This window comes from Rhodospirillum rubrum ATCC 11170 (assembly GCF_000013085.1).
In the GTDB taxonomy this organism is placed as follows: domain Bacteria; phylum Pseudomonadota; class Alphaproteobacteria; order Rhodospirillales; family Rhodospirillaceae; genus Rhodospirillum; species Rhodospirillum rubrum.
The window spans coordinates 602,168-624,352 of the sequence record NC_007643.1 but is presented as its reverse complement, the minus strand read 5'-3'; the positions used below and the strand labels follow the sequence as shown (position 1 = coordinate 624,352).

22 protein-coding genes are annotated in these 22,185 nt (G+C 63.6%); 10 read left to right on the top strand and 12 right to left on the bottom strand.

Going from position 1 to position 22,185, the window contains the following annotated elements; all coding sequences use genetic code 11:
- The first annotated feature begins 43 nt into the window (after positions 1 to 43).
- Together RRU_RS02770 and RRU_RS02765 are read left to right on the top strand one after the other, a co-directional pair.
- Positions 44 to 475, top strand: coding sequence for a hypothetical protein (locus tag RRU_RS02770; protein ID WP_011388287.1), 432 nt, complete (start codon positions 44 to 46; stop codon positions 473 to 475).
- Between the two features lie 10 nt (positions 476 to 485).
- Positions 486 to 1,742, top strand: coding sequence for a DnaJ domain-containing protein (locus tag RRU_RS02765; RefSeq protein WP_011388286.1), 1,257 nt, complete (start codon positions 486 to 488; stop codon positions 1,740 to 1,742).
- Here the strand turns inward: RRU_RS02765 and fliJ are convergent.
- Entirely contained in the window at positions 1,693 to 2,145 is a 453-nt protein-coding gene (gene fliJ, locus RRU_RS02760) for a flagellar export protein FliJ (RefSeq protein WP_011388285.1), read from the bottom strand. The genes RRU_RS02765 and fliJ overlap by 50 nt on opposite strands.
- A 98-nt stretch (positions 2,146 to 2,243) precedes the next feature.
- Complete coding sequence (fliI, locus tag RRU_RS02755) at positions 2,244 to 3,671, bottom strand: flagellar protein export ATPase FliI (protein WP_011388284.1); 1,428 nt, start codon at positions 3,669 to 3,671, stop codon at positions 2,244 to 2,246.
- Between the two features lie 243 nt (positions 3,672 to 3,914).
- On the opposite strand from fliI, the gene ctrA reads away from it, so the two are divergent.
- Positions 3,915 to 4,634, top strand: a complete 720-nt coding sequence (ctrA, locus tag RRU_RS02750) for a response regulator transcription factor CtrA (protein ID WP_011388283.1) — start codon at positions 3,915 to 3,917, stop codon at positions 4,632 to 4,634.
- Positions 4,635 to 4,667: 33 nt separating this feature from the next.
- Here the strand turns inward: ctrA and RRU_RS02745 are convergent, their stop codons facing one another.
- The 5 genes from RRU_RS02745 to RRU_RS02725 form a co-directional block, all read right to left on the bottom strand.
- A complete protein-coding gene (locus tag RRU_RS02745; RefSeq protein WP_011388282.1) occupies positions 4,668 to 5,510 on the bottom strand; it encodes a CheR family methyltransferase in 843 nt (280 codons plus the stop codon).
- Positions 5,511 to 5,514: 4 nt separating this feature from the next.
- Complete coding sequence (locus RRU_RS02740) at positions 5,515 to 6,678, bottom strand: protein-glutamate methylesterase/protein-glutamine glutaminase (RefSeq protein WP_011388281.1); 1,164 nt, start codon at positions 6,676 to 6,678, stop codon at positions 5,515 to 5,517.
- A gap of 31 nt (positions 6,679 to 6,709) precedes the next feature.
- Entirely contained in the window at positions 6,710 to 7,081 is a 372-nt protein-coding gene (locus tag RRU_RS02735) for a response regulator (protein ID WP_011388280.1), read from the bottom strand.
- Positions 7,082 to 7,260: 179 nt separating this feature from the next.
- Positions 7,261 to 10,089: a hybrid sensor histidine kinase/response regulator gene (locus RRU_RS02730; protein WP_011388279.1), complete on the bottom strand. Its 2,829-nt coding sequence runs from the start codon at positions 10,087 to 10,089 to the stop codon at positions 7,261 to 7,263.
- 280 nt (positions 10,090 to 10,369) lie between these two features.
- The gene (locus RRU_RS02725; RefSeq protein ID WP_011388278.1) at positions 10,370 to 11,044 is read right to left on the bottom strand and encodes a histidine phosphotransferase family protein; all 675 of its coding nucleotides are present in this window, start codon (positions 11,042 to 11,044) and stop codon (positions 10,370 to 10,372) included.
- 183 nt (positions 11,045 to 11,227) lie between these two features.
- Here RRU_RS02725 and RRU_RS02720 point away from each other — a divergent pair, with 183 nt between their 5' ends.
- From RRU_RS02720 to RRU_RS02710, 3 genes are all read left to right on the top strand, one after another.
- A complete protein-coding gene (locus RRU_RS02720) occupies positions 11,228 to 11,416 on the top strand; it encodes a DUF3553 domain-containing protein (protein ID WP_011388277.1) in 189 nt (62 codons plus the stop codon).
- Between the two features lie 47 nt (positions 11,417 to 11,463).
- Positions 11,464 to 12,561: a GTP 3',8-cyclase MoaA gene (gene moaA, locus RRU_RS02715; RefSeq protein WP_011388276.1), complete on the top strand. Its 1,098-nt coding sequence runs from the start codon at positions 11,464 to 11,466 to the stop codon at positions 12,559 to 12,561.
- Positions 12,562 to 12,666: 105 nt separating this feature from the next.
- Complete coding sequence (locus RRU_RS02710; protein WP_014625959.1) at positions 12,667 to 13,437, top strand: NAD kinase; 771 nt, start codon at positions 12,667 to 12,669, stop codon at positions 13,435 to 13,437.
- Here RRU_RS02710 and RRU_RS02705 read toward each other — a convergent pair.
- The 4 genes from RRU_RS02705 to RRU_RS02690 form a co-directional block, all read right to left on the bottom strand.
- Positions 13,434 to 13,946 carry a GNAT family N-acetyltransferase gene (locus tag RRU_RS02705; protein ID WP_011388274.1) on the bottom strand — a complete coding sequence of 171 codons (513 nt, stop codon included), beginning with the start codon at positions 13,944 to 13,946 and terminating at the stop codon, positions 13,434 to 13,436. The two genes, RRU_RS02710 and RRU_RS02705, sit on opposite strands and share 4 nt — an antisense overlap.
- 54 nt (positions 13,947 to 14,000) lie before the next feature.
- The gene (locus tag RRU_RS02700; RefSeq protein WP_011388273.1) at positions 14,001 to 14,888 is read right to left on the bottom strand and encodes a TIGR01459 family HAD-type hydrolase; all 888 of its coding nucleotides are present in this window, start codon (positions 14,886 to 14,888) and stop codon (positions 14,001 to 14,003) included.
- Positions 14,889 to 14,966: 78 nt separating this feature from the next.
- Positions 14,967 to 16,070: a quinone-dependent dihydroorotate dehydrogenase gene (locus tag RRU_RS02695; protein ID WP_011388272.1), complete on the bottom strand. Its 1,104-nt coding sequence runs from the start codon at positions 16,068 to 16,070 to the stop codon at positions 14,967 to 14,969.
- A gap of 239 nt (positions 16,071 to 16,309) precedes the next feature.
- Positions 16,310 to 16,675 carry a DUF952 domain-containing protein gene (locus RRU_RS02690; RefSeq protein ID WP_011388271.1) on the bottom strand — a complete coding sequence of 122 codons (366 nt, stop codon included), beginning with the start codon at positions 16,673 to 16,675 and terminating at the stop codon, positions 16,310 to 16,312.
- A gap of 145 nt (positions 16,676 to 16,820) precedes the next feature.
- Between RRU_RS02690 and RRU_RS02685 the strand changes: the two genes are divergently transcribed.
- From RRU_RS02685 to RRU_RS02675, 3 genes are read left to right on the top strand one after another with little or no spacing between them, the layout of a single operon-like run.
- The gene (locus RRU_RS02685) at positions 16,821 to 17,783 is read left to right on the top strand and encodes a HamA C-terminal domain-containing protein (protein ID WP_011388270.1); all 963 of its coding nucleotides are present in this window, start codon (positions 16,821 to 16,823) and stop codon (positions 17,781 to 17,783) included.
- Positions 17,780 to 20,389 (top strand): DEAD/DEAH box helicase, encoded by a 2,610-nt coding sequence (locus RRU_RS02680; protein ID WP_011388269.1) that lies wholly within the window; start codon positions 17,780 to 17,782, stop codon positions 20,387 to 20,389. Before RRU_RS02685 ends, RRU_RS02680 begins: the two co-directional genes overlap by 4 nt.
- A gap of 42 nt (positions 20,390 to 20,431) precedes the next feature.
- Positions 20,432 to 20,698, top strand: coding sequence for a DCL family protein (locus tag RRU_RS02675; protein ID WP_242519962.1), 267 nt, complete (start codon positions 20,432 to 20,434; stop codon positions 20,696 to 20,698).
- Positions 20,699 to 20,708: 10 nt separating this feature from the next.
- On the opposite strand, the gene RRU_RS02670 is transcribed toward RRU_RS02675, so the two are convergent.
- On the bottom strand, positions 20,709 to 21,032 hold the full coding sequence (locus RRU_RS02670) for an ImmA/IrrE family metallo-endopeptidase (protein ID WP_011388267.1): 324 nt from the start codon (positions 21,030 to 21,032) through the stop codon (positions 20,709 to 20,711).
- A gap of 264 nt (positions 21,033 to 21,296) precedes the next feature.
- Here RRU_RS02670 and RRU_RS02665 point away from each other — a divergent pair, with 264 nt between their 5' ends.
- The gene (locus RRU_RS02665) at positions 21,297 to 22,181 is read left to right on the top strand and encodes a branched-chain amino acid aminotransferase (RefSeq protein WP_011388266.1); all 885 of its coding nucleotides are present in this window, start codon (positions 21,297 to 21,299) and stop codon (positions 22,179 to 22,181) included.
- Positions 22,182 to 22,185: the final 4 nt, after the last annotated feature.

Below are 22,185 nucleotides of genomic sequence, written 5' to 3'. Positions count from 1 at the left end.
TCATAAGTCTGTAAGAGAGAGAAAGCGGCGCGAGGAGCTGTCGATGGATCCGCTTGCCCGCCGGGATGGGTTGCTTACCCGCCCCAATCCGGCGCCGCGTCATGACTATCTGGTCATCCTCGATGGCCGCCCCAGGGTCGACCTACCGGGATTGACCGATCCGCTGCTTGTCGTGCGTCTGGTGCCCGACCGCCTGCTGATCGATGGCCCGGCCTTCGCCGGCTATATCGCCGGGCTTGGTCGCTGGTCCTGGCCGGGACCCGAGGACCTGACCCTGGCCGTTCTTGACGACATCAACAACGAGGTGGTGCCGCGCTGGGTCCAGGTCGAAGTCCGGGCAAGCCAGACGGCGGGGCGGAGCGATGACCATGACCAGCCGGCGAACCGGGTGGCCGGGCTGCCCCATCGGGTGATCGCCGAGGATCGCCAGCCGCTGTGGCGCGGCCGGCCGCCGCTCTCGATCGGAGAGTCGTGAGCCCGCAAGCATGAGTATTCCCACCCAGGATCCCAAGGGCTATTACCGCATTCTCGGCCTCGCCCTTGATGCCGACGAGACGGCGATCAAGCAGGCCTATCGCCGCAAGGCCTTCGAGTTGCATCCCGATCGCAACCCCAGCCCCAATGCGGTCGCCGAGTTCCAGCGGATCAACGACGCCTATCACACGCTGTCCGATCCGCGCAGCCGCGCCCTTTATGCCACCCTGACCACCGCCCGCCCGGCCCCGCCTCCTGCGTCGACGGCGACAAGCGCCGCCCGCCCGGCCGCCGCCAGCGGCCCCAGGGCCTGCTCCTCCTGCGGTCAGGTGACCGCCCAGCCCCGCTACATCATTTTCGAGAAGGTCACCGGCCGGCTGTGGCGGACCGAGCGCACGCCGATCAGCGGTGTCTTTTGCCGGCGTTGCGCCGAACGCCTGGGCTTCGCCGCCAGCTTGCACTGCTGGCTGAAGGGCTGGTGGGCCTTCCCCCTCGGCCCGCCCCATACCCTGTCGGCGCTTTGGGTCAATCTGCGCGGCGGGGTCAAGCCCGATCGCGAAAACAGCGCCCTGCTCCTTCAGCAGGCCCGGGCCTTTCTCGGCCGGGGCGACCGTTCGCTGGCCCATGGGCTGGCGACCCAGGCCCTGGCCCTGGCCCCGGCGGAAGGCCGCGACCGCGATAACGCCGAACGCATGCTCAATGCCCTGGGCGCCGAACCGGGGCGACGCCTGCGCAATGTCTGGATGGGGCCGGGGATCGGTTTCTGGCTGCAGCTTCTGCCGCCGGCCGGTCTGGGGCTGGTGTTCGCCCTGGTCGCCCTGCCCTGGCTGCGCGAGCCGCCCCCCACCGCCCCCGGCTTGCCCGCCCTCAGCCCGCCGCCAGCGCCGCTGGCCCGCGACGGCGCCACCGGCGCCCTGCCCTCGGGCCGGGTGCATACGGTGGTCGCGCCAACGGTTGCCCTGCGCACCGGCCCGGGCAACCATTACGACGCCGCCGCCATCATCCGTCGCGGGACCTTCCTGGTGGTGCTCGACGTCGACCCCCGTCAGGTCTGGGCCCGGGCGATGACCGCCCAGGGACTGATCGGCTTCGTACGCCTCGATCTGCTGCGCCCGGTCGGGGTCACCGGCGCCCATGCGCCCCTCGCCGACGAGGCGGAGCCGACGAGCGCCCCCCTCGCCCCGCCGACGGCCTCGCCAAGCGCGGCCCCGGCGCCGCTCACTCCTCGGAGCGCCGATCCTCGGCCTTCCGCCGACGATAGAGAGTGAGACCGATTTCATCCAAGGCGGCCTGATCGCGGCGATCGCGTTCCTCGCGCTCGCGCGCGTCGCGCTGATCACGGGTGATCTCCAGGGTCTTCACCACCCGGAAAGCCTCGGCCAGGGCTTCGCGCGCCTCTTCGATGGCGAGGTCGAGCAAGCGCTTCTGCTCGGCCAGGGCGGCCTTGCGCGCCAGATAATGGGCCACGAAATTGCCCAGGGTAAAGCCAATGCCCGGGATCATCACCCCGGGATCGCGGGCGAAGGCCTCTTCCCGCGACCGCTCGGCCTCCAGCGCCGCGACACGCGCCTCCAGTTCGGCCTCGGCGGCGAACAACTCGCCCAGGGCCCGGCGGCATTCATCAACCTCGAACTTACGCAAACGGATCAGTGTTTGCAGGCTTTTGGCCAAGATCCCCCCCTATCGCCAAAGACCCCTCGCCGGCCTGGAATCTTGATAGTCAAACAAATCATCATCGCAATCCCCTTTAGATCGCTCGGAGATCTGCTCTAGTCGCGCTTGCGCGGCGGCGCGGGCGAGCGCGACGGCTGGAAACTGCGCGAGGGCGCCGGGAAGCCCTTGGCCGCCATCGGCGGCGGGCTCATCTCGATCTGCGGCGCCAGGGCGGCCTCAAGCATGGCATAGCCGGTGGCCAGATCGGTCCCTTCGGTTTTGGCCTGGGTCAAAAAGGCGTCGAGCGCCGGATGATAATGGATGGCGGTATCGGTCTCGGGGTCGGACCCCTTGCGATAGGCGCCTAGGCGGATCAACTCGGCCATATTCTCATAGGCTGCCATCAGCCGCCGCCCCTTGGCGACCAGGGCATTTTCCGCCGGACTGTTACAGCCGGGCATGGTTCGCGAGACGCTGCGCAAGATATTGATCGCCGGATAGCGCCCGCGTTCGGCGATGGCGCGATCAAGCACGATATGCCCATCGAGGATACCGCGCACCGCGTCGGAGATTGGCTCGTTGTGATCATCGCCTTCGACCAGAACGGTGAACAATCCGGTGATGGAGCCCGATCCCTCGACCCCCGGACCGGCCCGTTCGAGCAGCTTGGGCAGTTCGGCGAAAACCGTTGGCGTATAGCCCTTCGACGCCGGCGGCTCGCCGGCCGACAGGCTGATTTCGCGCTGGGCCATGGCGAAGCGCGTCACGCTGTCCATCAGGCACAGCACGTCCAGCCCCTGATCGCGGAAGTATTCGGCGACGGCCAGGGTCATATAGGCCGCCTGACGGCGCATCAGCGGACTTTCATCGCTGGTCGCCACCACGGTGACCGCCCGTTTCAGGCCCTCTTCGCCCAGATCGTCCTCGATGAATTCCCGCGCCTCGCGCCCGCGCTCGCCCACCAGCCCCATGACGATGACATCGGCGTTGGTATTGCGGATGAACATCGACATGACCGAGCTTTTACCCACGCCCGATCCGGCGAAGATGCCCATGCGCTGCCCCCGGCAGCAAGTGAGGAAGGTGTTGATCGCCCGCACGCCCAGATCCAGCTTGCCGCCGACGCGTTGGCGGGAATGGGCGCTGGGCGGCCGGCCGCGAATGGCTACGGCGCGTTCGCCGGCGGGCAGCGCCCCCTTGCCGTCGACCGCCTCGCCCATGGCGTTGATCACCCGCCCCAGCCAGTCGCGGGTCGGATAGATCGCCGGCACCCCCTCGATCACCTCGGCCCGGCAGCCCAGGCCGACTCCGTCCAGAACCGAGAAGGGCATGAGCAGGGCGCGGGCGGCGCGGAAACCGATGACCTCGCAGGTGATCGGCCGGCCGTCGCGGGCGATCACGGCGCAGCGATCGCCGACCGACAAATTGGTTTGGGCGCCGCCGATTTCCACCAGCATGCCCTGGACGCCGACCACCCGGCCGAAAATCCGCCGCTCGGGCAGCTTCGCCAGATCGTTCAGCAAATTGGAGAAAATCGCGCTCATCGGCCGGTCCGCCAGAATTAGGAGAGGGTCACAGTGCCCGAGCGGCCTTAACGGGCGATGAATCGGCGGCGACGCACAGCCGGACACAACCTTCCATGAAGCTAGAAGATCTACATGGAAGCATCAGATTTTTAACACGTATTCATTTTGTCGCTTGCGTGGCGACCCCTGCCCTTTTATCGTTAATGGAGGTTAACACTCCAGCAATTCTATCGGGATTGCCCCAGGATTGGAGACACGACCATGCGTGTTCTCGTCATTGAGGACGATGCCGCCACCGCCCGCAGCATCGATCTGGTGCTGAAGAAGGAGGGGTGGGTCGTCGATACCACCGACTCCGGCGAAGATGGGCTGGAGATCGGCAAGCTTTACGACTACGACATCCTGATCGTCGACCTGATGCTTCCCGATATGGATGGCATCGAGGTGATCCGTCACCTGCGCGCCTCGCGCATCAACACCCCGGTGCTGATTTTGTCGGGGCTGAACGAAAGCGATCGCAAGGTCAAAGGCCTGGGCGTCGGCGCCGACGATTATCTGACCAAGCCCTTTGATAAATCCGAACTGATCGCCCGTCTGCAGGCCATCGTGCGCCGCTCGATGGGCCACTCGCAATCGGTGGTCACCGTCGGCCAGATGGAAGTCAATCTCGATGCCCGCACCGTCTCGGTGGCCGGGGATCCGGTCCATCTGACCGGCAAGGAATACGGCATCCTTGAACTGCTGACCCTGCGCAAGGGCTCGACCCTGACCAAGGAACAGTTCCTCAACCATCTCTACGGCGGGATGGACGAGCCAGAACTGAAGATCATCGACGTTTTCATCTGCAAACTGCGCAAGAAACTGGCCCAGGCGACCGGCGGCACCAATTACATCGAAACCGTCTGGGGTCGGGGCTATGTGCTCCGCGACCCCGACGACACCCTGCCCAAGGACGGCGGCGTCAAACAGACCGCCTCGTGATCCCCGCCCGGCCCTTGCCGCTTGGCCGGGCGCTCAGGCTTCGGCGCCCAGGGATTTGACGTTTTCGCCCTTGGCCACCGCGTAGACGCCGCGTTGGCCGGGGATCGGCCGAAAGGCATTGGTGATCCCCAAAACGGTTTCCGCCCCACCCAGATAGAGAACCCCGTCCTCGGGCATCAGGGCGGCCGCTGCGTCCAGAACCTTGGTCTTGGTCGGCTGGTCGAAATAAATCAGAACATTTCGACAATAGACCACATCGAACTGACCAAGCGGACGCAGATCCTCAAGCAGGTTCCATTCCTTGTATTGAACCATCGCCCGGATACCGGCGTCGATTTCCCACATCTCGTCTTTCTTCTTAAAGTATTTGACGAGAAGGTTCATCGGCATGCCGCGCTGAACCTCGAACTGGGAATAGAGCCCCGAGCGCGCCTTCTTCAGGATATCGGTCGACAGATCGGTGCCGACGATTTCCACGCGCCAGCCGGCAAGGCGGGCGGCCTCTTCCTTGAGGATCATCGCCAGGGAATAGGGTTCCTGGCCGCTGGAAGCCGCCGCGCACCAAATCCGAAAGGACTTCTTGCTGGCCCGCGCCTTGAGGATATTGGGCAGGACCACCTGGCGGAACTGATCGAAGGGCTTGCTGTCGCGAAAGAAGAACGACTCGTTCGTCGTCATCGCTTCGGTAATCTCGCGCTCCAGCGCCAGATCGCGGCGCCGAAGTTGACCGATGAGTTCGTCCAATCCCTTGAAGCCGCGCTTCCGGGCCAGGGGCATCAGGCGGCTTTCGATAAGGTAGGACTTGTCCTTGGTCAGAACGAGCCCGGATTTATCTTTCAGCAGCTTGGAGATGAAGTCGAAATCTTCCGGTTTCATGCCATCAGCGCTTGTTCGCGGATCGGAGAACGTAGGCCGCAATGTCCTTGAGGGGAAGAACGGCGGAACAGGCCCCGATCTGGGCCGTCGCTCCGGGCATTCCCCACACCACACTGCTGGGCTCGTCCTGGGCGATCACGGTGCCCCCAGACTCTGCGATGATCTTGCCTCCCTTGGAGCCGTCGGCGCCCATGCCGGTCAGCACCACTGCCAGCACCCGCCGGCCATAGGCCTTGGCGACGGAGCGGAACAGCGGATCGACGGCGGGACGACAAAAGCTTTCCGGTGGGTCCTGGTTCAATCGCAGGATTTTTTCCGTCCCCCGGGTTTCCACGACCATGTGATAGTCGCCCGGCGCGATGTAGATATGGCCGCCGCGAATGGGATCGCCATCCTTGGCCTCGGCCGTCGGCACCCCCGCCACCCGTTCGATATGTCCGGCCAGAATGGTGGTGAAGGTCGCGGGCATATGCTGGGTGACGACGATCGGCTGACTGGGCCAACCGCCCTTGCGCATATCGCCAAAAACCGTGAACAGCGCCTGGGGACCGCCGGTCGAACTGCCGATGGCGATGATATCGGGGCGCTCCTCGGCCGCCGGACGCAGGGAGATCGGCTGCTGGGCGCGCTGGGCCATCAGCGAGGGCAGAGCCCCGACCTTGCGCTCGACCACGGCCCCGCCGGCCCGCGCCGTCGGCGCCGCCCGTCCCAGGGCGCGGCGCCGCGCCCCGCCCAAAGCCTTGACCTTCTCCACCAGATCGTGCCGGAAATCCGTCCCCCCCGAAATCTCGCGCGACGTCGTCGGCTTGGCCAGACATTCCGAGGCTCCCATCTGCAGGGCCTTGAGCGTGACCTCGGCGTTGCGCAGGGTCAGGGTCGAGGCCATGATCACCTTGAGATTGGGCGACTTTCGCAATAACTCGGGCAAGGCGGTCAACCCGTCCATCACTGGCATCTCGATATCGAGGATCACCACCTCGATGTCGTGCCGGTCGAGCGCTTGCACCGCCATCTGACCATTGCCCACCGAAGCGACGACCTGGATGGCCGGATCCTCTTCGAGCATGCGGGTTTCCAGCCCCCGCACCACGGCGGAATCATCAACGACCATGACCCGGATCGGTCCGCCGAGGGTATGGCTGGTCGCTTCGGACGTCGTTATCGTCACGCTTTGCTCTTTCCCACTGTTCCGAAAACGCTCATGCGTCCAGAAGACCGACCTGCTGGAATTTGGCCTGAAGGATCTCGCTGTCGAAAGGTTTCATAATATATTCGTTCGCCCCGTGGGCGATCGCTTCCTGGATGTGATCAATATCGTTTTCAGTGGTGCAGAACACCACGATCACCTGATCCCCCCCCGGCAACTTGCGTAACCTTTGGAGAAACTCGAGACCATTCATGACCGGCATATTCCAGTCGAGAAGAACGGCCGTTGGCAAAGCCTTCAGACAGGCGTCCAGAGCGACCTGGCCGTCCTCGGCTTCCAGCGTTTCGAACTGGAGTTCCTGCAGGATCTTTTTGGCAACCATGCGGATGACTTTCGAATCATCCACGATCAGACAGGATTTCATGAGTACTCCTTGCCCTTTTCAGAGAGGGCCCATCCGGGCGCGACACCCGCCAAGCGACGATAGACGTCATCTGGCGGGCAGCCGGGCCCCCACCCAACAAGGGAGGGCAGCCCGACGAGACGAACGCGAGGACACCGGCGAAGAGCCTTGGAAAGAAGCTTCCCCGATGAGCAGGACACTCAGCCCTCCTGGGCCACCAGAGCGGGCTGTCCGCCAACCAGTTGCCCGAGGACCTCAAGCAGGCTGTCCCGGTCGAACTTGGCGACATAGTCATCGAAGCCGGCTTCCCGGCCGCGCTGAAGATCGCGCTCGGTGGCGTGGCTCGACAGGGCGATCAGCGGCAGATTGCCCCACCGGCCATCGGCGCGGATGGCGGCGGCGAAGGAGAAGCCATCCATGCCGGCCATCTCGATATCGCTGATGATGGCTTCGAAGGAATGGCCCTTTTCACGCAGTTCCAGGGCCTTTTCAGCGGATTCGACGGCGGTCACCGCATAGCCCGAAACCGACAGCAGCGGCGTCAGCAGATTGCGGAAGAACGGGCTGTCGTCGACCAGAAGAACCCGGATCGCGCTCTTTTGCTCGCCGAAGGCATCGCTCTTCATCGTGCCGAACCAATCGCCGAAGGCCTTGGTCAGATAATACCCGGTATCGATGATATCGGTGGCCTTGCCGTTGACCACCGCCGTTCCGACGACGCCGCGCAGATCGGCGCGCAATTCCACCTTCAAGTGGTCTTCGACGATATCAACGATTTCATCGACGACCAGACCCATGGTGCGGTCACGGTCCGAGAAGACCAGAACCGGCTGGCGGCCTTCGCCGGCAAGGGTGAATTCATCGTGGATGCCGACCAGCGGCATCAACTGGCCCCGGTACTGAACCACCGGCTTGCCGAAGGAATGCTCGATCTTGTCGGTCTCGATTTCCTCGAGGCGGGCGACCAGGGCCAGCGGCACGGCCTTGAGATCCTTGCCCCCGGCGCGGAAGACCAGCAGCGAGGTGCGATCCTCGCCGACGAACTCGTGGGACTGGGCGGCTTCGGTGGTCCCCGACGCCGACCCCATGGTCACCTCGCCGGTGGCGCTGGCGATGCCGTTGGGATCAAGGATCATGATCACGCTGCCGTCGCCCAGGATGGTGTTGCCTGAGAACATCGACACATGGCGCAGGATCGGAGCGACCGGCTTGACGACGATTTCCTCGGTGTCGAAGACGCGGTCGACGATGATGCCGAAGGTATAGGTGCCAACCTGACTGACGACGATGAAGGTTTCATCGCGCCGTCCGGCCGTGGCGTCGGCGGTCTTGCCCAGTTCCTCGTCATCGCCGTCATCCAGGCGCAACAGGGCCGAAAGCGACACCAGCGGCATCAGGCGATCGCGCAGGCGCAAGACCGGCGCGGTGTTGATCTGCTCGATGGTGGTTTCCGAATTGGCCGTCACCCGCACCAGTTCAAGCACCGAGATCTGCGGGATGGCGAAGCGCTCGCCCGAGGCCTCGACGATCAGGGCGGAGACGATGGCCAGGGTCAGCGGAATCTTGATGACGAAGCGCGAGCCCTTGCCCGGCCAAGTCTTCAGCTCGACCGTGCCGCCGATCTTTTCGATATTGGTCTTGACCACGTCCATGCCGACGCCGCGGCCCGATACGGCCGTGACCTTTTCGGCGGTGGAAAGCCCGGCGCGGAAGATGTACTGGGCGATCTGCTGATCGGTCATATTCTCCAGTTCGGCCTCGGTGGCGAGGCCGTTGGAGAGCGCCTTGGCGCGGATGCGTTCAAGATTGAGGCCGCGCCCATCATCGCTAATCTCGATGATGATGTGGCCGCCCTCGTGATAGGCGTTGAGCTTGATGACGCCGGTCTCGGGCTTGCCCGCCGCCGCCCGCTCGTCGGGGAATTCCAGGCCGTGATCGCCGGAATTGCGCACCATGTGGGTCAGCGGGTCCTTGATCATCTCGAGAACCTGACGGTCAAGTTCCGTATCGGCCCCGTACATCTGCAGATCGATCTTCTTGTGCATTTCGATCGACAGATCGCGCACGATGCGCGGCAGCTTGGCCCAGGCGTTGCCGATCGGCTGCATGCGGGTTTTCATCACCCCTTCCTGAAGGTCGGTGGTGATATGGGAAAGCCGCTGGAGCGGCGCGACGAATTCCGAATCGTCGCTGCCGCGTACCATCTGGAGCAACTGGTTGCGCGTCAGCACCAGTTCAGACACCAGGGTCATCAGGTTTTCAAGCAGTTCCACATTGACGCGGATCGACTGCGAGGCGACCGAGCCTTCCTTCTGCTCGCCGCCACCACCGCCGTTGGGGCCGTTGGTGTCATGGGCGGCGGTCACCGCCGGCGGCTTGGCCGGCTGGACCACCGGAGTCGCGGCCTTGACCTCGGGAATGACTTCGGGAACGGGCGCGGCGACCGCCTGTTCGGCTTTCTCCGCCGCCGCCAGTTCGGCCGCCAGCTCGGCGGCCAACTCGGCCTCGGTCGCGGCGCGCTTGCCCTTGGCGACGGCCTCGCTCACCTCGGCCAGCAGCTCGGCGGCGACCGGATAGCCGCCTTCCGAAATCGCCGGACCCGAGCCCGCGGCGCGGGCCGGGGCCGGGGCCATCGCCGCCACGCTCGGCTGCTTGCCCTCGGCGAAGGCGTTCAGATGGGCTTTCAAATCCTTGTCGTCGCCCTCGGGCTCGACCTCATTGGCTTCCAGATGACCCAGGATTTCCTTGATGCGGTCGATGGTGTGCAAAATCACCGTCACCGCCGCCGGGGTCACTTCAAGATCGCCGTCACGGAACTTGCCTAGCACGTTCTCGCCGGCATGGGCCAAGCTTTCAAGGCGGGGCAGCCCAAGGAAACCACAGGTTCCCTTGATGGTGTGGACCAGACGGAAAATGTTCGAAAGGATACCCTTGTCGTTTGGATTCCGCTCCAAATTCACGAGTTCCACGTCAAGCGTGGCAATGCTTTCCGAGGTTTCCGTGAGGAACTCGCTGAGCAGATCGTCCATACTTGGACCTCCTTGGCGTTTTTCGGAAAAACGGCTCGCTCGAGACCGCTTCCGTCAAGACACACGCGCGTTAAAACACAGGTCCGATGCCCCGGAAGCGGTGCGATCGGTGTGACCCTTGACGTCTTTGCACGTTCCCCGTCCCGCCATCTGGCCGACCTTCCGGCCCTGATGGCGCCACAACCCATCTTTACCAGCAAGTGCGATGGGGCGAAAGGGCCAAGTCCACATACCTTAAGGCACGTATGCCCCCCTGGCCGAAAGTCAAGAGGCCGGGGCCTTACCGGCGTGTCAACAGCAGCGTTCCGGCCTGCGAGGACGGGATGAGGATCGCCATTCCCAAGCGGGCCGCCAGCCGTTTGGTCAACCACGCCTGAACCGTGCGCGGATCGGGGACGTCGTCCCCCCCGGCCAGGGCTTGATCCCAGGAGGCGCTTGGCGGACCGGCGGCGCCGCGCGCCCACACCCCATAGCCGTCCTCGGTCGCGCCCAGGGTGATCTCGGCGGCCTTGGGCCAAACATCGGCGGCCACCATCGCCAGATTGACCAGAAGCTGGACCGTCGGCGCGCCGGGGTCGCCCATGGCGGGGTCGCCAAGGGCGAAGCGACGGCCCGAGGCGGCCAGCAGGCCGCCCAGCCCCTCTGCCGCTTCGGCCAGAGTGGGTTGACGACCGCGAACCAGCCCCATCGCCATGCGCAGCACCTTCAGCCGCAAGGCGGCGCCACGGGCGCTGTCGGCGAGCAGGGCGAGGGTTTCGGGATCGAAGGCCTCGCCTTCTTCTTCCAGCAGTTCGGCCCCGGTATTGACCGCGCCGATCGATCCGGCAAGATCGTGGCATAGACGCGTACATAACATCAGGGCCAGATCAAGGTCTTCGGCCGCGCCCTCGGCCCGATCCGGCACGGACGGGGCGGAGGCGGCAAAGGAATGGGGCGAAAAAGGCGTCTCGCTCACGGTCGAGCTCCATCGACAGGAAAGGGACGGGCGGCGGGCGAAGGTCCGGCCGCAAGGCCAGGGGCTGGACCCGACGGTGCGTAAAGCCGATCTTGCAAGTAGTGTTACCAGCCACCCCGCTCGCCGACAAGGCGCCACCACAGCGGACCGCCTTGTCCGCCAAGACCTTAAGGAGGAAACCCCATGGCTTTCGGCATGGTTCCCGGCGCCTGGGTGCGCTTGCCCGGCCGCCCCGACTGGGGCGTCGGTCAAATCCAATCGGCGGTCGACAATCGGGTGACGGTGATGTTCGAGCATGGCGGCAAACAACTGATCCGCACCGATGTCGTCAACCTGGAGGCGACCGAGCCGCCAACCTCCCCCGGCGCCTAAAACCGCCGCGCCCGGGATCCTATTGCGGGGGCGCGCGCAGCCCCCACATGAAGGCCATGACCCGATCCTTCCCCCCCTTGCCCCAGGCCGCCGCCCGTCCCCTGGCCGAAGGCCCGCGACCGCAGGTCGAACCGCCGCGACCGCTGGTCGACGCCTTCGGCCGCACCGTGACCTATCTGCGGCTGTCGGTCACCGACCGCTGCGATCTGCGCTGCGCCTATTGCATGGCCGAGGACATGGTCTTCCTGCCCAAGCGTGATCTGCTGAGCCTGGAAGAGCTTGAAACCGTGGCGCTGGCCTTCATCCGCCGCGGGGTGCGCAAGATCCGCATCACCGGCGGCGAACCGTTGCACCGCCGCGGGCTGATGGGGCTGATCGAGAACCTGGGTCGGACGCTGCGCCCGGCCGAAAGGGAATGCGGCCTGGATGAACTCACGCTGACCACCAACGCCACCCGGCTGGCCGAGGTCGCCGGCGATTTGGCGGCAAGAGGCGTCCGGCGCATCAATGTTTCGCTTGATACCTTGCGCCCCGAGCGCTTCCGGGCGATCACCCGGCGCGGCGATCTCGACCGGGTGATGGCCGGGCTGGCGGCGGCCGACCGCGCCGGCCTTGCCGTGAAGATCAACACCGTCGCCCTGCGCGGGGTGAACGAGGACGAGATCGACGCCCTGCTGGCCTGGTGCGGGACGCGCGGCTATGACCTGACCTTCATCGAAACCATGCCGCTGGGCGACACCGGAACCGACCGCATCGACCAGTATCTGCCGTTGACCGAGGTCCAGGCCCGGCTGAAGCGCCATTGGACCTTGAGCGAAAGCGCCCATCGCACCGGCGGTCCGGCCCGCTATTGGGACTGCCGGGAAACCGGCACCCGCCTGGGCTTCATCACCCCCTTGACCCATAACTTCTGCGAGGGCTGCAACCGGGTACGGCTGACCTGCACCGGCATGCTTTACCTCTGCCTGGGTCAGGACGACAGCCTCGACCTGCGCGCCGTGTTGCGCGACGGCGGCGGCGCCGCCGCCCTGGACGAGGCCTTGGACCGGGCGATGACCAAGAAGCCCAAGGGCCATGACTTCATCATCGACCGTACCAGCCGCGCCCCGGCGGTCAGCCGCCACATGAGCACCACCGGTGGATAATCCCCCAGGCGGCACCGCGCGAAACTTTCCTTTTTCTTCATCCGCCGGCCTTGGCGGAGCCTTATAGTGGCCCCTCCCCTCCCGGCAGGCCGGACCGCTCTGACCATGCATTCCGTCGATAACATCGCCTTCGTCGCCTCCCAAACCCCCGAGGCCCAGGAGGCCCTGGAGCGCTTGAAGCAACGCTATCCCCATGTGCCGCCGGCCACCGCCGACGTGATCGTCGCCCTGGGCGGCGATGGCTTCATGCTTGAAACCCTGCACGCCACCATCAACCGCCGACCGGCGATCTATGGCATGAACCGGGGAACCGTTGGCTTCCTGATGAACGCCTATCGCGAGGATGGCCTGATCGAGCGCCTACGCGACGCTTCCCCGGTGCGCCTGCATCCCTTGCGCATGCGCGCGACCACGGCCAATGGCGCCACCGTCGAGGCCCTGGCGATCAACGAGGTCGCCCTGCTGCGCCAAAGCCGGCAGGCGGCCAAGCTGCGCATCAGCGTCGATGGCAAGGTGCGGCTTGAGGAAATGATCTGCGACGGCGTGCTCGTCTGCTCCTCGGCCGGCAGCACCGCCTATAACGCCTCGGCCCATGGCCCGATCCTGCCGATCGGCGCCAATGTCATGGCCGTCACCCCGATCAGCGCCTTCCGCCCCCGGCGCTGGCGCGGCGCCGTTCTGCCCGATACCGCCGAAGTGGTGATCGAGGTCAATGAAACCGACAAGCGCCCGGTCTCGGTCGCCGCCGATTTCACCGAGGTCCGCGATGTCGTGCGCGTCGAGGTCAAGGAACGCCGCCGCATTTCCCTGACCTTGCTGTTCGACCCCGAGCACAACCTCGAGGAACGCATCCTCAACGAACAGTTCTCGCCCTAAAGCAAGCAGCGCATCGCGCAGCGGCGGTCCCTTGGCAGGCCGGCTTCGACCTCCTTGGCAAGAAGGCCGCGCAACGCCTCGGTCAAATCCCCGGCGCTCAGGCTCACAAAGCCGAGCGAGCGATAAAACGGCTCATTCCAGGCGACCTCGCGGAAGGTGGTCAGGGTGAGGGCCGGGTAGCCTCGGGCGATCGCCCAGCCCTTGGCCACTTCAACCAGGGCGCGGCCAAGACCCCGGCCTTGGTGGTCGTGATCAACGGACAGTTCCCACAGATGCAAGGCGCTTTCGAGCCTCTGCGCGCTCAGGAAGCCGATCGGCGCATCGGTCGTATCGACCGCGACCCAGACCGCGCCCTCCTCAATCATCTGACGATGGCGGTCTTCCGATTGGACGGGCCCCTCGACGATCCAGGCGAGATCGGGGATCTGGCGAAACAGCACCGCCGCCGAGCGTTCAATCTGGGGAAGAAACGGCGCATCCCCGGGCCGCGCCGCTCTGATCAGGGTCATCGGATCTCTCCCAAACCGTCGACTCCGTCGGGCCGAAGGTCTTTGGCAGGGCCCCTACCAGACGAAGGCCGGAATGGCCATTTTCGGGGTCAGGGCGTGGGCGTCCAGCAGGGCGCGGACCTTGGCTTGGTCGGGCGCCTCGCCATGACGGATACCCAAAAGCTCGGCGTTCAAGCCTCCGGTGACGAAGACGGCGTCGACCCCGGCGGCCCGGGCGCCGGGCATATCCGTATGCACCCCGTCGCCGATCGCCGCCACCCGGGCGCCGGCCGGCAGATCCAGCCGCTCGAGGGCAAGGCGATAGATCGCCGGATCGGGCTTGCCGCGCGACACCACGGTTTGACCCAGCCCGGCATAGAAATCGGCCAGGGCGCCGGCGCAGATCACCGTCTTGCCCTCGCGCACCACCGCCCGGTCGGGATTGGCGCAGACCATCGGCAGTCCCTGGGCGGCGCAGGCTTCAAGCAGGGCAGCGTAATCGGCGACGCTTTCGTCGAACGACACCGGGCCGGTACACAAAACGAAGCCGGCCTTGGCCGGATCGGTGACAAGGGCGACGCCAGTATCGGTCAGAACATTGGTATCGCGCTCGGGGCCGACGAACAGGCAAGCCTGGCCGAGACCTTGGAAGAACGGATCATCGCGGCGCAGCAGTTCGGCGTTGACCGCATCGCCCGAGGTCATCACCGCATCATAGAGCGCGCGGCCCAGACCAAGTCCCTCCATCTGGGCGATCACCGATCCCGAAAGCCGGGGCGCGTTGGTCAACAGCACCGTGCGCTTGCCCTGGGCCTTCAGCGCGGCGAGCGCCGCGGCGGCGCCGGGATAGGCCTGGGTGCCGTCGTGGATCACCCCCCACAGATCGATGATGAAGGCGTCATACTCCTTGGCGAAAGCGGACAAACCAGGGGCGAAAAACGGCGCGGCGACGGGGGAGGTCATCGGTACGGGGTCCTTATGGAGCAAATCCCCGACGCTCTGGAGCAGAGCGCGACGACGATTTGCTTGACGATCAACAGCCTAGAGGGGCGAGCGGGGAGCAAGCTTCCCGCTTGCCCCCTTAGGATCGCGGTGGTCGGCGCCCACCGCTTCGGCGACGCTGGCGAAGCCATCGGCGCGCAGGCGTTGGGCGAGATCGCGCTTGATGCGGCCGACCAGCCCCGGCCCCTCATAGACCAGGGCGGAATAGATCTGGATCAGGCTGGCGCCGGCGCGGATGCGGGCATAGGCCTCGGCGCCGTCGCCGATGCCGCCCACGCCGATCAACGGCAGGGCGCCCTTGGTCAGACCATAAAGCCGGGCGATCACCTGACGGGCGCGGTAGCGCAGGGGCAATCCCGAAAGCCCGCCGGTTTCCCCGGCATGGTCGCTGACCAGACTCTTGGGACGGGCGATGGTGGTATTGGTGCAGATCAGCCCATCCAGGCCGCCCCCCAGGGCGACCTCGGCGATATCGGCCATATCCTCGTCGGTCAGATCGGGGGCGACCTTGAGCAGCAGCGGCGGCCGCAGCCCCGGACAGGCGGCATCGAGGGCGGCGCGGGCGCGGGCGATCAGCAGGGACAGCGGCTCGCGCCCCTGCAGGGCGCGCAGCCCCGGGGTATTGGGCGAAGACACATTGATCACGAGGTAATCGGCCAAGGGCGCCAGCTTGGCGATCCCCGCCTCATAGTCGCCGGCGGCATCCTCGGTGGTCTTGTTCTTACCCAGGTTGATCCCCAGAACGCCGCGCGGCCGGGCGCGGACGAACCGCGCCGCCATCGCCTCCATGCCCTGGTTGTTGAAGCCCATGCGGTTGATCACCGCCCGGTCCTGGGTCAGCCGGAACAGGCGCGGGCGCGGATTGCCCGCCTGCGGGCGCGGCGTGACCGTGCCGACCTCGACGAAGCCGAACCCCAGATCGAACAGGGCGTCGGCGACCTCGCCGTTCTTGTCGAAACCGGCGGCGAGGCCCAGGGGATTGGCGAAGCGCCGCCCCCACAGCGAGCAGGCGAGCACCGGATCATCGGCGGCGCGATCGTGCCCGGCCAGACCAAGGGCCAGGGCGCGAATCGCCAGATGGTGGGCGCGTTCGGGATCAAGGCCGCAGATCAGCGGCCAAGCGAGGCGATACCAATCAGCCATGGCGAAGCTCCGGCAAGCCGGGGGCCGGGGCGTGAAAGAGCCGCCGGCCCCGCTCGATCACCCCGCGGTAAGGGGCCTCGGCCAACACGAAGGCCGTGATCGAGAGTGAAGGGATAAGAGCGGCGAAGTCACGGAGACCCGGCATCGCCTGTTTCACGGGCCGCTCTCGCGGGATCTAGAATCTTGATAGTGAAGCAAATCGTCGTCGCACTCTGTTCCAGATCGCAAGGGGATTTGCTCTAAAGGGGGGTGTCGTCGGTGACCGACAGCCGGAACAGACCATCGCGGTCGGGCTGCCACGTCTCGGCGCTCAGAACGGCTTCGAGCGGGAGAACACCATAGACATGGGGGAAAAGCTCGCCGTCGCGGCTCGCGGCGGCTTCCCAGCGCAGATCTCCGTCGATCCGCGCCGGATTGATGGTCAGAAGCACCAGATCGGTCCGCCCGGCGAAAAAGCGATTGGCGGTCGCCTCGACCTGTTCAAGGGTCGAGCAATGGATGAAGCCATCCGACCGATCAAGGGCCGAACCCTCGTAACGGCCCTGGCTGGCGGCGGCCCGCCAAGCGTCACGGGCGCACAAATGATAAAGGCGTTGTTTGCTCATCCCTCACCTCTACACCAGGACCGCCGCTTTTTCCAGGGGGGCGAGAAGGGGGAGCGGTCGCAGTTGCTCAAAAAATTGTAGACGCGGCCATTCTAAAATCTTAGATTGACTTAATTAACCTATCACGTGGGGGATGGGTTGGGAGGTGGGGGCCCTTCTGTCGAAGATTACTGCAACTGATCTAGCGTCGACGCTGACTGGAGACCCGGAAGCCCTCCATGTCCACCTCACATTGGTTGCGCGCGATGTCTCCATCAAGGGCCATACCGTTAAGATCCATTGTCACTGCCTGACAGTGGATGGCAATGGACGAGTCCAGCCGCATCGACTTGCCGAATTCATGCGCAACGCTGTTGTCGACTATGCGATCCCCCGGTCGAAAGTAGCCGACGCCAAGGCTCGGGATCTGAAATATAACAGCACCGAGGCTACAACAGAGTTGGTCGAAAGGGCCAAACGCTCCTTCACCGACCTCGCAAATACCGGAGAAGGGGGCGAAATGCTGCTCTTCCTGTTAGCAGAGCGCTTCCTCAAGCTACCCCAAATACTGTGCAAAATGGACCTCAAGACTGACACCCGCATGCATTATCATGGTGCCGATGGAGTCTATGCGGGGGTCACCCCAAGCGGCACGCTCAAGCTCTATTGGGGCGAGTCCAAGATATACAAAAAGGTGGGTGACGCGATCCGCGACTGCCTTGCATCGCTGGCGCCATTCCTGATCGAGCCGGAACATGAGGATGCCGAACGCGAGCGCGATCTGATCCTTCTGAGTGACAAGGCCGATCTCACAAATTCGGAACTGACCGGCGCGCTCAAGCGCTATTTCGACCGCTCCTCAGAGATGTCGACGCGTGTCCAATATTGCGGGGTGGCCCTCGTCGGGTTCGACGCGCCTTTCTACCCAGCCAGCGATGTAAAGGTACTCGCCGACCAGATTGTAGATGGCTCCCGCCGGGCGCTTTCCGACTGGAGTGACAAGATTGGAGCACGGCTCGCTGCGGAAAAGCTCAGCGACATGGAAATCCAGCTCTTTTGCATCCCTCTTCCATCTGCGGACGGGTTCCGAGCTGCCTTTCTCAAGGCCATGGGGATCAAGGGCGGATGAGCCTCGCCGACCTGCAGTCCTGGCTGCGCGAAGAGGGCATCCGCGAGGATCTGGATGCGATCACACGTATGACAGTCCGCACCGAGATCGACAATCTTCAGCCGGATCCGATCCACCTTGAGATCGACTGGTCGCGCCTGCTGCTGGCAGGCAGCATATTGGCGCGTTCCGATCAACGGACCGACCAGGAGGCTGCACTTCGGATCGCGACAGGGGCGATCGCGCTAACAGACAAACAGGCCATCAGGGATGCCGGCGCCGTCCTCCTCGGCAAGCTATCCAATTTTCGCGCCGTCGCGCTAGCCAGCAAGCGCCACCTGCTTGCAGAAGATCTCGAAGGCCGATTGGGCGTGACATTGCGCCTAGAAGCGCAGCGTCGCGAGATGGAGCGCTCGATCCTAGTGGAGTCGAGCGGCACTTGGCTTCAGGTCAATGATTTCCAGCAGCGCTTCTGGACCAATGCCAACATGCCAAATTGGCTTTCGGCCTCCGCCCCGACCGCTTCGGGGAAGACCTTCCTTGTCCTCCAATGGCTGGTCGACCAAATGGTAGTGGGCGCGGCGACCATTGCCGTGTACCTCGCACCAACACGCGCCCTTGTCTCGGAGATTGAAGCTAATCTTCAGGCGCTACTCGGCAAAGGTGGACCGATCGAAATCTCCTGCCTTCCCCTGCGCGAAAAATATGACGCGGCACGAGCCGGTAGCCGTCGGCTGGTTCTAGTATTCACCCAGGAGCGCCTGCACCTTCTTGCCAATGTGCTCGGCAAGGATTTTTTAATTGATCTGCTCATCGTCGACGAGGCTCACAAGATCGGTGACAATCAGCGCGGCGTGATCCTCCAAGACGCTATCGAGCGAGCGACCCGAGCTAATCAGAAGCTCAAAATCGTCTTCATCAGCCCTGGTACGCAAAATCCCGAAGAGCTCTTGTCGGATGCGCCTGAAGGTGTGGAAACCGTCGCTGTCAACAGCGACGCCCCGACCGTCCTCCAAAATCTGATCGTGGCAGACCAAGTGCCACGCAAACCGAAGCTCTGGAACTTAGCTGTCCGGCAACAAGATGTACTGCTCCCGATCGGCACGCTCGAGCTTTCGAGTACACCAGAGGGGTCGCGCAAGCGGCTCGCCTTCATCGCGGCAGCCGCAGGACAGAGGGGCGGAACGCTAGTATATGCCAATACTGCGGGAGAATCGGAAAAAGTTGCTGATCTGATCAGCCAGTTGCTGCCGGCACCCGACGAGATTGATACCGAACTAGCTGCGTTGGCCGACCTCGCCCGCAAGGGCGTGCATCCCAATTTCCGGCTGGCACCGCTCGTCGAGCGCGGCGTTGCCTTTCACTTTGGCAATATGCCCTCGCTGATCCGCATCGAGATCGAAAGGCTCTTCCGATCGGGCAAGATCCGCTTCCTCGTATGCACCTCCACCCTGATTGAGGGTGTGAACCTCTCATGTCGCACTATCGTGCTGCGTGGCCCCCGCAAAGGAATCGGCCGTCCGATGGAGCCGCATGACTTCTGGAACCTAGCCGGCCGCGCGGGGCGCTGGGGCGATGAGTTTCAGGGTAATATCATCTGCATCAATCCACATGACAAGACCGCTTGGCCGACCGGGGTCCCCCAACGTGCACGATACCCCATCAAGCGCGAAAGCGATGCAGTTCTCGAACTCGGTGACGAGTTGGCTGACTATCTCTCCGGACGCGATAGCCATGACCTGTCGGCACTCGGCCCATCCGATAAGTTCGAGCCGGTGGGAGCATATCTGCTCACCACCTATATGCGCCTTGGTACGATTACGGCCGCAAACCTAGCCAAACGCCATGACGACGCATCGCTCGTAAAGCTCGACAAGGCGCTTGAGCGTCTGGCCACACAGATCGACATTGATGTCGACCTTGCCGCACGCCATCCCGGCGTGAGCGCGATGGGGCTACAGCGTCTCCTCGAAACGTTCCGCGCTTATTCAGGTGACGTGGAGAATTTGTTGCCGGCCGAGGTAGCAAGCATGGATAGCTACGATCGGTTTGTCGCCATCATGGGGAGAATCAACACACATCTCTTCCCTGCTTTTGGTCCTGAAAATTTTAACCGGCTCTACGCGCTCGTGGTCGTGAACTGGCTTCAAGGCCTCTCGCTGGCGACCATGATCCGCAGAAACATCGAATGGCATCAGAAGGTTGGCAAAGAGTTTCGGCTTCCCGCATTGATACGCGATACGATGGATCTCGTTGAGCAGATCGCAAGATTCAAGGCGCCGAAATATATCTCAGCCTATATGGACGTCCTCTATATGCATCTGCGTCAGATCAAGCGTGATGACCTGATTGATCATGATCTTGATATCGGAACTCAGCTCGAGTTCGGCGTTTCGTCCCGAACCTTACTGTCGCTCATGGAACTCGGCCTGTCCCGTATGAGCGCCGTCGCTTTGTATGAGAGGATCGCGAAAGACAATCTAAGCAAAGAAACGTGCATCGAGTGGGTAGCTGAGCGCCGTGATCGCCTAGAAGAGATGGATATACCGACGATCATCGTCCGCGAGTTGCGCGAGCGCCTTCTGCCACCAGATGATCAAGACATCCCCGTACAAAGCCGAGAATGAGGAGGAGCTTTTATGCCCGCAAAGCCCATTGACCTGGGACCCATGCATTTCGAGAAGAAAGAGGATGCGGTGGCCTATCTCCACAAAATGCTCCATCGTTATGATCTCGGCGACAAAGTGAGTGACGACGATGCCATTATCCTGCGGGCAGCACTTGCTCATCATCGGGATGCCGAAGTGAAGGTGGGTTGCGGCATCACTTATTTCAGCGTGCGAACCGCAGATTTTGGCACTCGATGCTTTTGGCTCAACCGAAATGATGGAACAACAGAAAAATTCTCTCACAAGACGTGCATCTACAGCACTTAAGAGAGCGTTTCTACACCCGATAGCCGTCACCCCTCGCCCATTCCCGATGCAAAACCGCATGCCCCAGTTCATGGGCGATCGTAAAGGTCTGACGAAGGGGAAATTCGTGCTTATTGACGTAAATTGTATTGTCTTCCGGATCATAGAATCCCGAAATCTTCGAATGTTCCCCCGTAAATTCAACGAAACGCACATCGATCCCAAGACCTTCGGCTATTTCGGCGGGATTGACCGGCGGATCTTCAATTGAAAACTGATCATGAATTTTGGAAACTTCGCGTTTCACCAAAGAATAGTTTGGCTTGAAGTTCTCCGGCTTCAGCAAGGCGTTCATATCCACCTCCCCTTTGCAGCCTTCCACGCTTGCGGGAAGATACCACACTCATAAACGCATCGACCTATCCCTAATATGGCGGCTCTCCCCCGGGGCGGCGAGGGGAAAACCGGACCCCCGCCAGCCTCGGCGCTTTCTCATCTCTCTGCCGGGGGCCTCTGCCGGTGGACAGATCCCCCGGCGGACGGCTACTCTCCTAGTCTTGCGATCCTTGCGGAAACCCGCAAGGTCAGCCAATTGGAAAAAATATCGGGAGAACGGACCATGGCAGCCCATCATGGCGCCCAGGCCCAAAGGCGGTCGTTGGTATATGGACAAGGGGATTGGCGCGAGGGCAATCCGGCCCTGATCGGCCCGGCCACCCATGGCCTATGGATGGCCTCCACCGTCTTTGACGGCGCGCGCTATTTCGAGGGCGTCGCCCCCGATCTTCTGGCCCATTGCGAACGCGTCATCCATTCGGCCCGCCTGATGGGGCTGGAACCCTGCCTGACCGGCGCCGAAATCGCCGATTTCGCCTGGGAGGGGATCTCCCGCTTCAAGGACCATTACGAAGACGCCGGCGATCTGTACATCTGCCCGATGATCTATGGTGAAACCGGCTTCATCATGCCCGACGCCGAGAGCGCCCAGTTCGTTTTGTGCCTGTGGGAAACGCCGATGCCCGAACCGGTGGGCTTCAGCGCCTGCCTAACGCCGTTCCGCCGCCCCGCCCGCGACATGGCGCCCACCGAAGCCAAGGCCAGTTGCCTGTACCCCAATGTCGGGCGGGCGGTGCGCGCGGCGAAAGAGCGCGGTTTTGAGACCGCCGTCATGCTCGATCCGGCGGGCAATGTGGCCGAGTTCTCCTATACCAACCTGTTTTTCGCCAAGGGCTCGCAGGTGATCACCCCCGCCCCCAACGGCACCTTCCTCAACGGCCTGACCCGTCAGAGGATCATCCGCCTGTTGCGCGACGACGGCGTCGATGTGGTCGAACGCGCCGTCGATTTCGCCGAAGTGCTCGATGCCGATGAAGTCTTCGCCACCGGCAATTACTTCAAGGTCGGCACCTGCGTGAAGATCGAGGATCGCACCTTCGAGCCCGGTCCCTATTACCGGAAGGCCCGGGCCCTTTATTGGGAATTCGCCCGCACCACCAACCAATAAGCTC